This is a genomic window from Streptomyces sp. S6 (assembly GCF_054880855.1).
In genome coordinates this window covers 1-12259 of record NZ_JBTYMC010000207.1, presented here as the reverse complement: position 1 = coordinate 12259, position 12259 = coordinate 1, and the positions used below count along the sequence as shown (strand labels likewise).

Genomic DNA, 12259 nt, shown 5'->3' with positions numbered 1-12259 from the left:
GTGCCCGCCCACTCCCGCTGGGCGGCGTGGGCGGCCTCGGTGGCGGTGGCGACGTCCGCGGGGCCCGCGAGGGTGACCGTGGCGAGCCGTTCTCCGGTGGCGGCTTCGACGACGGGGTGTCCGGGGCCCGCGAAGGCCGTCCAGGTCGAGGGGTCGAGCAGCGTCATTGCGACTCTCCGTTCACACGGCTAGTTGAATACGCAACAGCCTAGTCATGTCGAACAGAGTTACGGATGACGTGCGTCACACCTTTTCGAATTCAGCTGGACTCCCGCACCACCAGGGCGACCTGGACGGCGTCCCAGTACTGGGCCTCCGTCCCCGGCGAGTGCACCGCGCGGTCGACGAGGTCGGCGAGGAAGGGCCCCGAGGGCAGCCGGATCGCCACCGACGTGAGCCGGGGACGGGAGAGCCGGGCGATCAACAGGTCGTCGGCGCCGACCACGGCGACGTCCTCGGGGATCCGGACACCTTCGTCCTCAAGGGCACGCATCAGCGGGAGCGCGTACTCGTCGTTGTAGCCGAAGAGCCCGTCGAGCCCCAACTCGGGCCAGCGGGCGGCGAGTTCGGCGGCCGACTCCTCGGTGTGGGCGAGCGGCAGCTCGGTGACCGTGGCACCGGTCCCGGCCAGCTCCGCGCGGACACCGGCGAGCCGGGGCGCGGAGAACATGTCCATCCCGCGCTCGACGGGGACGACGACCCCGATCCGGCGTCTGCCGCCGTCGTACAGGTGCCGGGCGGCGAGTCTGCCGACGTCGGTGTGGTCGAGGATCAGCGTGTGGCTGCCGGGGAGGTGCTCGGCCGCGAGGGCGACCACCGCCCTGGTCCCGGCGCGCTTGAGGACGGCGACGCCCTCGGCGCTGATCCCGTCGCCCGGCAGGAGGACGGCGACCGGCCGCAGTTCGGCCCAGGCACGCACGGCTTCCTGTCCGCGCAGTCCGCTGGCGCCGTACTGGACGACGGTGTAGCCGATCTGACTGAGCGCCTGCTGGAGGTCGTGGACGAACCGGCTGTACAGCGGGCCGGCGGCGACCTCCGGGGAGGGCATCAGCACCAGCCGGCTGTGACCGGCGCGCAGACTGCGGGCCGCCGCGTGCGGGACGTACCCGAGTTCGCGGGCGGCGTCGTGGACGCGGCGGCGCGTGGGCTCGCTGATTCTGACCGCGCTGGTGTTGTTCAGGACGTAGGAGACGGTCGCCCGGGAGACTCCGGCGAGGCGGGCGACATCGGCGCTGGTGGGCACGGACCGCGGCGCGGGCGGTACGGGCGTTCTGGGTATCTGCACCATGACTAGGGCATCTTGGCAGATGCAACGCCGGGGTCTGCGTACCGGGGCAAGGGGAGAACAGGCCGACGTCCCCCCGGCCGGTCCGTACGCCCTGTGACCAGGGTGTCGTGATGTGACGAGAGGTTCGTCACACACGGAGCGCCACGTTCAGGCGACAGGTCTCGTCACCCGGTCGACCAGGTCGCTCCAGCCCGCTTCGAGCCGCGCCACGGGCTCCCCGCACTGGCGGACCATGTGGTGGACGAGCGCCGGGTTCAGGTAGCCCATGAGGGCGTGCGCCAGGAGTTCGTGGTCGCCGTCGGGGACGCACTGGCGCAGCAGCATCGCGACGTGGCTGTGCATGAAGCGCCAGGCGCCGTTGGCGAAACGGCGGTCGGCGGAGGCCTCGGCGGCGAGCTGGAGGTCGAGGTGGTCGGTGGTGGTGCACAGCAGCGCGTGCCCGAACGCGTGCAGCCGTTCGACGGGCGGGGCGCCGGGGCCGAGCGGGGGCGGGCCGGAGAGGAACGCGGCCTGGAAGGTGCGCGCGGAGTGGTCGAGCAGCGCGGTGAGCAGGCCGGTGCGGTCGCCGAAGCGGCGGAAGACGGTGCCCTTGCCGACGTTCGCCTCGGTGGCGACGGCCTCCATCGTGACGCCGGCGGCGCCGTGCTCGGCGACCAGCTTGGCCGCCGCGTCCAGCAGACGGGCCCGGTTGCGCGCGGCGTCCGCCCGCAGGCACGGCTCGTCGTCGGCCTTTCCGAGCTGGAGCAGTTCGGGTTCGGCGGGGTCTTCCGGGGGGTTCACGAAGGGCGGCAGAAGGGCGGACATGAACTCAGCGTAAAGCACCGGGAATGAAACTGGACCGTGGTCCGGTTAGGGTGATACAAGTTTAAACGGACCTCGGTCCGTATCCCCACAGCACCGTTCCGCACTTATGGGAGTCCCCATGTCTGTCCGTATCCTGGCTCTCGTCGGCAGCCTCCGCGCCGGTTCGACCAACCGCCAGCTCGCCGAGGCCGCCGCCAAGGTCGCTCCCGAGGGCGCCGAGGTCGTGCTGTTCGAGGGTCTGGCCGACGTCCCGTTCTACAACGAGGACATCGACGTCGAGGGCAGCGTCCCCGCCGGTGCCGTCGCCCTGCGTGACGCCGCGAACGGCGCCGACGCGCTGCTGCTCTTCTCCCCCGAGTACAACGGCACGATGCCGGCCGTCCTGAAGAACGCCATCGACTGGCTGTCCCGCCCCTACGGCGCCGGTGCCCTCAACGGCAAGCCGGTCGCCGTGGTCGGCACCGCCTTCGGCCAGTTCGGCGGTGTCTGGGCGCAGGACGAGGCCCGCAAGGCCGTCGGCATCGCCGGCGCCAAGGTCCTTGAGGACGCCAAGCTCTCCATCGCCGGCTCCCTGACCCGCTTCGCGGAGACCCACCCGGCGGACGACGCCGAGGTCGCCGGCCAGCTCGCCGAGGTCATCGCCAGCATCAAGGGCCAGGCCGTCGCCGCCTGACCCAGGGCCTGAAACCCCGGAAAGGGGCCGGAGACCTCTCCGGCCCCTTCTCCGCGCTCGCGCTCAGTCCAGCTCGGCCAGTCGCGGCACCGCCCGCCCCACGAACTCCTCGATCCAACGCGCCGGGTTCCCCATGACCGGCCCCAGGATCACCGTCTCGATCCCGAGCTTCGCGTATCCCGCCATGTCCCCGAGGAACCCGTCGAGATCGCTCTCGGCGGCGGCCCCGCCCATATACGTCAGCGTCTTGGTGACCGAGTCGTAGTCCCGGTCCTCCGCCTCGCAGTGCCCGCGCAGCACGTCGAGCTTGTGCCGCACCTCCTGCGGGGTGGACGCGAAGAGGTTGCAGGCGTCACCGTGCCGGGCGACGAGCCGCAGCGTCTTCTTCTCGCCCCCGCCGCCGATGACGATCTCGGGGTGCGGGGAGCTGAGCGGCGCCGGCACGCACAGCGTCTCGGCGAGCCGGTAGTGGGCGCCCTCGAAGGGCCCGTCGTCCTGCGGGTCCCACATCTGCCGGCAGATCCGCAGCGTCTCCTCCAGCCGCTCGAACCGCTCGGCGACCGCCGGGTACGGCACGCCGAGGCCCGCGTGCTCACGGTCGTACCAGGCCGCGCCGATCCCGAGCCAGGCACGGCCGCCGGACAGGACGTCGAGCGTGGTGACGATCTTCGCGAGGAGCCCGGGGTGGCGGTAGGTCACGCCGGTCACCAGGACACCGAGCCTGACGGTGGAGGTGTGCGCGGCGAGGAAGCCGAGCGTCGTGTACGCCTCCAGCATCGGGTCCTCGGCGCCGCCGTTGAACTCCATCTGGAAGTAGTGGTCCATCACCGACAGCCGGCCGACCCCGGCCGCCTCCGCCGCGGCGCCGGTGGCGGCGAGTTCGGCGCCGAGCGCCGCCGGTCCCTCGGGATGGTCGAAACGATTGATGTGCACACCGACGTGCATGATCCGTCTCCGCTCACCGGACGTTCGCTGACACGCACGACGCTAGGACTTCGAGCGCTCTCGAAGTCAAGGCGAGCCGGGACAACAAAGAAGGCAAGGGAGCGAGCGCTCTCCTTGCCACTCTTAACTTATAGCGCACGGGGGGCCTTGCGGCAAGGCCCCCCGGATGCCGCACAATCACCGACCTGACCTGTTCCACCTGCGTAAATGGGGGTTGTGGGAATGCGTGTGCTGTTGATGTCGTTCGGGTCGCGCGGAGACGTCGAACCGCTCGCCGGGCTCGCCGCACGGCTGGGCGCGCACGGCGTGGCCGTCCGGGTGTGCGTACCCCCGGACGAGGAGTTCGCGAAGGTCCTGGAGTCGACCGGCGCGGAGGTCGTGCCGTTCGGGATGTCGGTCCGCAAGCTGGTGTCGAGCGCGAAGCCCGACCCGTTCGCCACGGCGAAGGTCCTGGTCGCCGAGCACTTCGAGACGGTCGGCGAGGCGGCCGAGGGCTGCGACGCCGTCCTGGCGACCGGCCTGCTCCCCGCCGGGGTCCGCTCGGTGGCCGAACTGCGGGGCATTCCCTACGTGTTCGCCCTGTTCCAGCCGACCTCGATCCCCTCCCCCGACTATCCGCCGCTGCCCCGTCCGGGCAAGCCGTTCCCGCCGGACGAGAAGGACAACATGGTCCTGTGGGGCCTGGACGGCGAGAAGGTCGACGCCCTGTACGGCGAGGCCCTCAACACCCACCGCACCGCGCGCGGCCTGCCTCCGCTGACCAACGTCCGCGACCACGTCTTCGGCGACCGCCCCTGGCTCGCCGCCGACGAGGTCCTCGCCCCCACGGACCGGAACGTCGTCCGCACCGGCGCCTGGATCCTCCCCGACACCCGCCCGCTGCCGGACGACGTGACGGAGTTCCTCGACGCCGGGGAGCCACCCGTGTACGTCGGTTTCGGCAGCATGGCGCTGCGGGGAGCCTCCGCCGACGTGGCCCGCGCGTCCGTCGAGGCGGTCCGCTCGCAGGGTCGCCGGGTGCTGCTGGCGCGCGGCTGGGCGGAACTGGCGCCGGTCGACGACCAGGCCGACTGCCACGTCGTCGGCGAGGTGAACCACCAGGCCCTGTTCCGCCGGGTCGCCGCCGTCGTCCACCACGGGGGCGCCGGCACGACGACGACGGCCGCGCTCGCCGGGGTGCCGCAGGCCGTCGTCCCGCAGATCGTGGACCAGCCCTACTGGGGGACGCGGGTCACGGCGCTCGGGATCGGGGTGGCACACGACGGGCCGGTGCCGACGTACGCGTCGCTGTCGGCGGCGCTGGGGACGGCGCTGGAGCCGGGGACGGCCGTCCGCGCGGCGGAGGTCGCGCAGACTGTGCGGGCGGACGGGGCGGACGTCGCCGCGAAGCTGTTGATCGATGTGGCGGGCTGAGCCACGGAACGTACGGAGTTTTTCATGGACCCCCGCACCACCAGCGCCTTCGACCTGCCGGAGCGGCTGTCCGCGAAGGCCGATCCGGCGCTGATCGCCGAGGACGAGCGGCATTTCGCGGCCGTCGCGAAGAGCCTGGAGGAGTCGATCGCGGAGACTTCGCGGCTGCTGGACGCCGAGCTGAAGGCGCCCGGCGGGAGCGGGCAGGCGGCGATGGACCGGGACATCGAGGTGCACCGGCTCGGCAGCCGGCTGCGCACCCTGCGCCGCTTCGGCCTCGACCTGTGCCTCGGCCGGATGGTCACCCCCGACGGGATCGTCTACGTCGGGCGGCTCGGGCTGACCGGCGACGAGGGGCGGCGGCTGCTGGTCGACTGGCGCTCCCCCGCCGCCGAGCCGTTCTTCGCCGCGACCCACGCGAACCCGATGGGCCTGGTCTCCCGGCGCCGCTACCGCTGGACGGGCGGGCGTGTCGGCGACTACTGGGACGAGGTGTTCACCGCCGACGGCCTTCAGCGGGGCGTCGCGCTCGACGACCAGTCCGCGTTCGTCGCCTCGCTCGGATCCAACCGGTCCGAGCGGATGCGGGACGTCCTCGCGACGATCCAGTCCGACCAGGACGCGATCATCCGCGCGGGTTCACGCGGCGCGCTCGTCGTGGACGGCGGTCCCGGCACCGGCAAGACCGTCGTCGCCCTGCACCGCACCGCGCACCTCCTGTACGCCGACCCCCGGCTCGGCCACCGGCGCGGCGGCGTCCTGTTCGTCGGCCCGCACCGGCCCTACCTCGACTACGTGTCCGACGTCCTGCCGAGCCTCGGTGAGGAGGGTGTGCAGACGTGCATCCTGCGCGACCTGGTCGCCGAGGGCGCGCGGGCGGGTGCGGAGAACGACCCCGAGGTGGCCCGCCTCAAGTCGTCCGCCGCGCTGGTCAAGGCGGTCGAGCGGGCCGTCCGCTTCTACGAGGACCCGCCCGCCGAGGGCATGGTCATCGCCGTCGACCGCGCACTGGTGCCGCTGACGGCCGCCGACTGGGCGGAGGCGTTCGACGCGCCCGAACCCGGCACCCCGCACAACGAGGGCCGCGAGGAGGTGTGGGCGAAGCTCGTCGAGATCCTGTGGGACAAGTACGACGGGGACGTCCCGCTCCAGTTGTTCCAGCGGATGCTGCGCCAGATCGAGCCGCTGACGTCGGCGCTCTCGCAGGCGTGGCCGCTGGTCGAGGCGGCCGACCTGGTCGGTGACCTGTGGACGGTCCCCGCCTATCTGCGGCTGGCCGCGCCCTGGCTCACCGGCGACGAGGTGCGCCGCCTCCAGCGCGCGGACGCGCACGCCTGGACGGTGTCCGACCTGCCGTACCTCGACGCCGCCCGGCAGCGGCTCGGCGACCCGAAGGCGTCCCGGCGCAGGCGCCGTCAGGAGGCGGAGGCCGCCGCCGAGCGGGAGTACCGGGCGCAGGTGACCGAGAACCTTCAGCGGGGCGACGACGACTGGGAGGGCATGCTGATGTCGATGCTCACCGGCCAGGACCTCCAGAACTCCCTGGCCACCCCGCAGGCGCCGGTCGTCGAACCCGACCTGCTCGCCGGGCCGTTCGCGCACATCGTCGTCGACGAGGCGCAGGAACTCACCGACGCGGAGTGGCAGATGCTGCTCCTGCGGTGTCCGTCCCGGAGTTTCACGATCGTCGGGGACCGGGCGCAGGCCCGGCAGGGGTTCACCGAGTCGTGGGAGGAACGCCTCAAGCGGGTCGGGCTCGACCGGGTCACGATGGCGTCCCTCAGCGTCAACTACCGCACACCCGAGGAGATCATGACCGAGGCCGAGCCGGTCATCCGGGCGGCGCTGCCGGACGCGAACGTGCCGACGTCCGTACGGAAGTCGGGGCTGCCGGTGCTGTACGGGCCGGTGTCCGACCTGGAGGCGGTCGTCGGGGAGTGGCTCGCGTCGTCCGAGGAGGGGACCGCGTGTGTCATCGGCGCTCCCTCGTACGCGGGGAGCGCTCGGGTGCGGTCGCTGTCTCCCGAGCTGGTGAAGGGGCTGGAGTTCGACTTCGTCGTCCTGGTGGAGCCGGCTCGGTTCGGGGCGGTGGATCACTATGTGGCGATGACGCGGGCGACCAGTCGGCTCGTGGTCCTCGGCGGGGAGGTCTGAGGGCCGCGTTCCTGCCGGAGGTGGACCTCACGTGCGGCTGGTGGACGAGGGGCGGGGCGTGCTCGGCCTGTCGTGGTCGCCCGGGTTCCGGGATGGGTGCGCCCCGCCGTGCACCAGGGTTCAGACGCGCGCCTGTTCCGGCTCCTGATCCGACTTCTCCGAGTCGTCCACGGGCTTCGCCGTCGGGATGGCCGCCGCGATGCCGACCGAGACGAGGGCGAGGGTGCCGCCGATCCCCATCGACGCGCTGACCAGGGCTATCGAGCAGCTCAGCTTCTCCGTCGGGACGACGTCCCGCAGCAGCGCGATACCGAGGGGGACCACTCCCATGCCCATGCCTTGCAGGCCCCGGCCGACGATCATCGTGACGACGTCCGAGGCCAGCGCGCACACCACCGAGGCGGCCGACCACGGGGACGCACACCGCGGAGACCAGCAGGGTGACCGTGATGACCCACGCCGCGTTCGACGACGTCGTGTGCAGGATCTTCGGCAGCTCGGCGATCAGTGGTGTGACCAGCGTCTGCATGATCGCCGCGGTGGTTCCGGCGAAGGCGAGCGTGGCGACCACTGCGCCTGCGCGGGCCGTGGGTCGAGAGGCGTCCATGGCGGACCCGGCTTTCTCTCAGGGGCTTGGGCGGCGTCGGACGGGCCGCTCCTCACAAGGGATGTGCATCATGCATTCCCTATGTATCAAGCATGCTTCACGTCGTCGCGCCTGTGCCAGGATTGGTTCATGGAGACGCCGACTCACCAGGTCGAATACGAGCAGATGCTGCTCAGCCGGCACTCGTTCATGAGCAAGCGGGGTGGGCGGCGGACCGACGGGGTCATGGACCGCAGCGCGTACATCATGCTGAGCCGCATCCTCATGCAAGGGCCCATGTCCATCGGGGAGTTGAGCGAGGCGTTCGGCCTCGACGCGTCGACACTCAACCGGCAGACCGCCGCGGCGACCCGTGCGGGCCTCCTGGAACGCATCCCCGACCCGGCCGGCGGCATGGCCCGCAAATTCCGCCTCACCGAGGAGGGGGCCCGGCTGCTGGATCAGGAGCGGACCGGGATCGTCGAGGTGCTGGACCGGGTGATGGGCGACTGGTCCGACGAGGACATCGCCGCGTTCGCGGGGTATCTGCGGCGGTTCAACAACGGGATCGAGGCGATCGGGGGGCGGCCGTGGCCTCGGGAGGGGTAGGGGGAGGGTGGGGGTGGTGCGTTGCCGGGTGCGAGTGGTCCGTGCGGCTCGCGGCGATCCGTGCCGCCGCCGAGAGGTGAACGCGCTCGTGGCGGAGGTGATCGGCACCGGGCGACTGGAGTTGGTGCCGCTGCGGGTCGAGCACGCCGAGGAGATGGCGGACGTCCTGTCGGACCCGGCGCTGCACACCTTCGTCGGTGGCGCCCCGGACACTCCGGCAGCCCTGCGCGCCCGGTACCGGCGCATCACAGCGGGCTCCCCCGACCCCGGGGTGGAGTGGCTGAACTGGGTGATCCGGCTGCGGGCGGGCGGCTGCCTCACCGGCACCGTGCAGGCGACGGTCCGTACCGACGGCGCGGTGCGGGAGGCCGAGGTCGCCTGGGTGGTGGGCACGCCCTGGCAGGGGCAGGGCATCGCGGGGGAGGCGGCCCGGGGGCTGGTGGGGTGGCTGGCGGAGAAGGGGGTGGACACCGTCGTCGCGCATGTCCACCCCGATCACGGGGCGTCTGCGGCCGTCGCGGCCCGCGCCGGGCTCACCGCGACCGGCGAGTGGCAGGACGGCGAGGTCCGGTGGCGCCGAACCCTCCGGCGGCCATGACCGGCGGCACCCGGAGAACCCGGGGGCGTACGGCCCGCCCCCGGCGCTACCGTGAGCCGGTGATCACGCTCCCCCTCGCCACCGACCGCCTGCGCCTGCGCCTCTTCACCCCGGACGACCTCCACGACCTGTACGCCTACCAAGGGCTGCCCGAGGTGGCCCGCTACCTCTACCGGCCGCCGCTGAGCCGGGGCCAGTGCGCCCAGGCGCTCACCAGACGGGCGCAGGGCTCCGGTTGGGCGCAGGACGGGGACGATCTGGTGCTCGCGGTCTGCCCGCAGGACGGGCCGGGAGTCGTCGGCGAGGTCGTGCTGAAGCTGGCGAGCGCCGGGGCGCGGCAGGCGGAGATCGGGTGGGTCTTCCATCCGGCGCACGGCGGGCAGGGGTACGCGACGGAGGCGGCACGGGCGGCGGCCGGCCTCGCCTTCACCGCACTCGGCGTCCACCGCCTCTTCGCCCGCCTCGACACCCGCAACACCGGGTCGGTGCGGGTGTGCGAGCGGCTCGGGATGCGCAGGGAGGCGCACCTCGTGGAGAACGACGTGGACGGGGACGGCGAGTGGGGCAGCGAGTACGTGTACGCGCTGCTCGCGGCGGAGTGGCGGGATCGGGCCGTGTGATAACTTCCGGGAGCCAGTCGAACCCCTGTGTGCTCAAGTCGGCGCACGGGGCAGGGAATCCGGTGGGAATCCGGAGCTGACGCGCAGCGGTGAGGGTGACGGGCGGGGCAACAGGCCACTGGACAAAGCGAGTTCGTCCGGGAAGGCGCACCGCTCGGGTGACCCCGAGTCCGAAGACCTGCTGGCGGCCTCCGGCCGGGAAGACGGTCGGGGGTGGACCGTACGACCGGGCTTCGCGTACGAGCCCTCGACGCCGAAGGATGCTCTGTGCGGCTCGCACGCCCCGCTGCCCTGTTCCTCGTCTCCGCCGTCCTGCTGACGGGCTGTGGCGGGTCCTCCCAGAAGAAGAGCGCCGCCGACGCGGTGACGCTCACGAACTGCGGGCAGAAGGTCACCGTGGACGCCCCGCCGAAACGCGCGGTCTCCCTCAACCAGGGGACGACGGAGATCATGCTCTCCCTGGGCCTCGCGGACCGCATGGCCGGCACGGCGACCTGGACGGACCCCGTCTCCCCGGCTCTGGCGAAGGAGAACGCGAAGGTCGAGCGTCTCGCGGACAACGCCCCTTCCCTGGAGACGGTCCTCGACGCCGAACCGGACTTCGTGGCCGCCTCGTTCGCCTCGACCCTCGGCAAGGGCGGCGTCGCCCCGCGCGAGCAGTTCGAGAAGCTCGGCGTCCCGACGTACCTCTCCCCCTCGGACTGCGTCGGCAAGGACAACGGCGGGGACGGCGACGGCGCCCGCACCCGGCCGCTCGCGATCGACGCGATCTACGGCGAAGTCCTGGACCTGGCAAGGATCTTCGGCGTCGAGGAGCGCGGCGAGAAACTGGTGGCCGACCTCAAGAAGCGGGTGTCGACGGCGACTTCGGGACTGAAGGCCCAAAGCGCCACGCTGCTCTACTGGTTCGCCAACTCCCAGTCCCCCTACCTCGCGGGGTGCTGCGGCGCCCCCGGCGTCATCACCCGCACGCTGGGCGCGAAGAACGTCTTCGACGACACGAAGGACGAATGGCCGCAGGTGAGTTGGGAGACGGTCGCCGACCGCGACCCGGACGTCCTGGTGATCGGCGACCTGACCCGTAGGCAGCAGACGGCGGAGACCGCCGCGAAGAAGATCGGGTTCCTGGAGTCGAACCCGGTCACGAAGAACATGACGGCCGTGAGGAAGAAGCGGTACGTGCTGCTGTCGGGCCAGGCCATGAACCCGACGATCCGCACGGTCGAGGGGATCGAGAAGGTCGCGGCGGCGCTGCGCGCGGACGGCCTCGCGGGATGACGCGGGGGCTCCTGCTGGGCGCGGGGGGCCTCGCCCTGCTGGCGTGCTCGGTCGCGCTGGCGATCACGATCGGCCCGGCGGACATCGCCGTCGGTGACGTGTGGGCGTCGGTCGCGTCCCATCTCGGCTGGGGCCGCACGGAGTTGAGCCCCCTCAGGGACGGCATCGTGTGGAACCTCCGGCTCCCGCGCACGCTCCTCGCGGCGGTGTGCGGCGCCGGGCTCGCGGTGTGCGGCGCGGTCATGCAGTCCCTGCTGCGCAACCCCCTCGCCGACCCGTTCGTCCTCGGCGTCTCCTCGGGCGCGTCGACGGGCGCGGTCGTCATCGTCGTCCTCGGCGTCGGCGGGGGCCTCGTGCCGGTGTCGGGCGGGGCGTTCATCGGGGCGGTGCTGTCGTTCGGCCTGGTGCTGCTGCTCAGCCACACGCTGGGCGGGACGACGGACCGGGTGGTCCTCGCGGGGGTCGCGGCGATGCAGTTGTTCTCGGCGCTGACGTCGTTCGTCGTGATGACGGCGGCGGACGCGGAGACCACGCGGGGTGTCCTGTTCTGGCTGCTGGGCTCGCTGAGCGGCGCGGACTGGGCGGACGTCACGGTCGGCGCGGTCGTCCTCGCGGCGGCGCTGCTGGTCTGCGTCGGCCACGCCCGCACCCTGGACGCGTTCGCGTTCGGCCAGGACGCGGCGGCGTCGCTCGGCGTCCCGGTCGCCCGCACCCGGCTGGTCCTGCTGTGCACGACGGCGCTGCTGACGGCGGCGCTGGTCAGCTCGGCGGGTGCGATCGGCTTCGTCGGCCTGGTCCTCCCGCACGCGACCCGCGCCCTCACCGGCCCCGGCCACACCCGGCTCCTGCCGGCGACGGCGCTGGCGGGCGCGGTGTTTCTGCTGTGGGTGGACACCCTGGCCCGCACGGTCCTCGCCCCGCAGGAGGTCCCGGTGGGGGTCGTGACGTCCCTGATCGGGGTGCCGGCGTTCGTGGCGGTGCTGTACCGGGCGAAGGGGGCGCGGTGAACGGCCTGAACGCGGACCGGGTCCGGCGCACGGCGGGCGGCACGCTCGTCCTCGACGGCGTCACCCTCACGCCGCGCCCCGGCGAGGTCACCGGCCTCCTCGGCCCCAACGGCTCCGGCAAGTCGACGCTCCTGCGGCTCCTCGCGGGTGTCCTCGCGCCGGACTCCGGTGTCGTCACGCTGGACGGCCGTCCCCTGCCGGACGTCGGGCGCCGCGCCGTCGCGCGCCGGGTCGCCGTCGTCGAGCAGCAGGCGGACACGCAGGTCGCGCTGACGGTCGCCGAC

At 72.5% G+C, this 12259-nt stretch carries 12 protein-coding genes, 1 pseudogene and 1 riboswitch; of the genes and pseudogenes, 9 read left to right on the top strand and 4 right to left on the bottom strand.

Translation table 11 applies throughout. The features are described from left to right. Positions 1-259: 259 nt before the first annotated feature. Together ACVNF4_RS24555 and ACVNF4_RS24550 are read right to left on the bottom strand one after the other, a co-directional pair. Complete coding sequence (locus tag ACVNF4_RS24555) at positions 260-1288, bottom strand: LacI family DNA-binding transcriptional regulator (protein WP_461805044.1); 1029 nt, start codon at positions 1286-1288, stop codon at positions 260-262. A 147-nt stretch (positions 1289-1435) separates the two neighbouring features. Continuing rightward, positions 1436-2092: a TetR/AcrR family transcriptional regulator gene (locus ACVNF4_RS24550; RefSeq protein ID WP_461805043.1), complete on the bottom strand. Its 657-nt coding sequence runs from the start codon at positions 2090-2092 to the stop codon at positions 1436-1438. A 118-nt stretch (positions 2093-2210) separates the two neighbouring features. On the opposite strand from ACVNF4_RS24550, the gene ACVNF4_RS24545 reads away from it, so the two are divergent. Next, positions 2211-2765 carry an NAD(P)H-dependent oxidoreductase gene (locus ACVNF4_RS24545; RefSeq protein ID WP_461805042.1) on the top strand — a complete coding sequence of 185 codons (555 nt, stop codon included), beginning with the start codon at positions 2211-2213 and terminating at the stop codon, positions 2763-2765. A gap of 63 nt (positions 2766-2828) precedes the next feature. Here the strand turns inward: ACVNF4_RS24545 and ACVNF4_RS24540 are convergent, their stop codons facing one another. Continuing rightward, positions 2829-3710 (bottom strand): LLM class F420-dependent oxidoreductase, encoded by an 882-nt coding sequence (locus ACVNF4_RS24540; protein ID WP_461805041.1) that lies wholly within the window; start codon positions 3708-3710, stop codon positions 2829-2831. 222 nt (positions 3711-3932) lie between these two features. Here ACVNF4_RS24540 and ACVNF4_RS24535 point away from each other — a divergent pair, with 222 nt between their 5' ends. Both ACVNF4_RS24535 and helR read left to right on the top strand, forming a co-directional pair. Next, entirely contained in the window at positions 3933-5123 is a 1191-nt protein-coding gene (locus tag ACVNF4_RS24535) for a glycosyltransferase (RefSeq protein ID WP_461805040.1), read from the top strand. 24 nt (positions 5124-5147) lie between these two features. Continuing rightward, positions 5148-7277 (top strand): RNA polymerase recycling motor ATPase HelR, encoded by a 2130-nt coding sequence (gene helR / locus ACVNF4_RS24530; protein WP_461805039.1) that lies wholly within the window; start codon positions 5148-5150, stop codon positions 7275-7277. A 213-nt stretch (positions 7278-7490) separates the two neighbouring features. On the opposite strand, the pseudogene ACVNF4_RS24525 reads toward helR, so the two are convergent. Continuing rightward, positions 7491-7884, bottom strand: a pseudogene (locus ACVNF4_RS24525) (MFS transporter); the annotation flags it as partial. A 129-nt stretch (positions 7885-8013) separates the two neighbouring features. On the opposite strand from ACVNF4_RS24525, the gene ACVNF4_RS24520 reads away from it, so the two are divergent. The 6 genes from ACVNF4_RS24520 to ACVNF4_RS24495 form a co-directional block, all read left to right on the top strand. Then, entirely contained in the window at positions 8014-8472 is a 459-nt protein-coding gene (locus ACVNF4_RS24520; RefSeq protein WP_461805038.1) for a MarR family winged helix-turn-helix transcriptional regulator, read from the top strand. A gap of 76 nt (positions 8473-8548) precedes the next feature. Beyond that, positions 8549-9070 carry a GNAT family N-acetyltransferase gene (locus ACVNF4_RS24515; RefSeq protein ID WP_461805037.1) on the top strand — a complete coding sequence of 174 codons (522 nt, stop codon included), beginning with the start codon at positions 8549-8551 and terminating at the stop codon, positions 9068-9070. 59 nt (positions 9071-9129) lie between these two features. After that, the gene (locus tag ACVNF4_RS24510) at positions 9130-9690 is read left to right on the top strand and encodes a GNAT family N-acetyltransferase (RefSeq protein ID WP_461805036.1); all 561 of its coding nucleotides are present in this window, start codon (positions 9130-9132) and stop codon (positions 9688-9690) included. A 24-nt stretch (positions 9691-9714) separates the two neighbouring features. Continuing rightward, positions 9715-9875, top strand: a riboswitch (cobalamin riboswitch). Positions 9876-9957: 82 nt separating this feature from the next. Then, entirely contained in the window at positions 9958-10968 is a 1011-nt protein-coding gene (locus ACVNF4_RS24505) for an ABC transporter substrate-binding protein (protein ID WP_461805035.1), read from the top strand. Beyond that, positions 10965-11975, top strand: coding sequence for a FecCD family ABC transporter permease (locus ACVNF4_RS24500; protein ID WP_461805034.1), 1011 nt, complete (start codon positions 10965-10967; stop codon positions 11973-11975). Before ACVNF4_RS24505 ends, ACVNF4_RS24500 begins: the two co-directional genes overlap by 4 nt. Further along, the coding region (locus tag ACVNF4_RS24495; protein WP_461805033.1) for an ATP-binding cassette domain-containing protein at positions 11972-12259 on the top strand (288 nt) is incomplete at its 3' end. The genes ACVNF4_RS24500 and ACVNF4_RS24495, both read left to right, overlap by 4 nt.

What these genes read in the sequence shown, in the direction of transcription:
- ACVNF4_RS24550 (WP_461805043.1), bottom strand. Translation starts at nt 2,092, where the DNA reads ATGTCCGCCCTTCTGCCGCCCTTCGTGAACCCCCCGGAAGACCCCGCC.
- ACVNF4_RS24545 (WP_461805042.1), top strand. Translation starts at nt 2,211, where the DNA reads ATGTCTGTCCGTATCCTGGCTCTCGTCGGCAGCCTCCGCGCCGGTTCG.
- helR (WP_461805039.1), top strand. Translation starts at nt 5,148, where the DNA reads ATGGACCCCCGCACCACCAGCGCCTTCGACCTGCCGGAGCGGCTGTCC.
- ACVNF4_RS24555 (WP_461805044.1), bottom strand. Translation starts at nt 1,288, where the DNA reads ATGGTGCAGATACCCAGAACGCCCGTACCGCCCGCGCCGCGGTCCGTG.
- ACVNF4_RS24535 (WP_461805040.1), top strand. Translation starts at nt 3,933, where the DNA reads ATGCGTGTGCTGTTGATGTCGTTCGGGTCGCGCGGAGACGTCGAACCG.
- ACVNF4_RS24520 (WP_461805038.1), top strand. Translation starts at nt 8,014, where the DNA reads ATGGAGACGCCGACTCACCAGGTCGAATACGAGCAGATGCTGCTCAGC.
- ACVNF4_RS24540 (WP_461805041.1), bottom strand. Translation starts at nt 3,710, where the DNA reads ATGCACGTCGGTGTGCACATCAATCGTTTCGACCATCCCGAGGGACCG.
- ACVNF4_RS24500 (WP_461805034.1), top strand. Translation starts at nt 10,965, where the DNA reads ATGACGCGGGGGCTCCTGCTGGGCGCGGGGGGCCTCGCCCTGCTGGCG.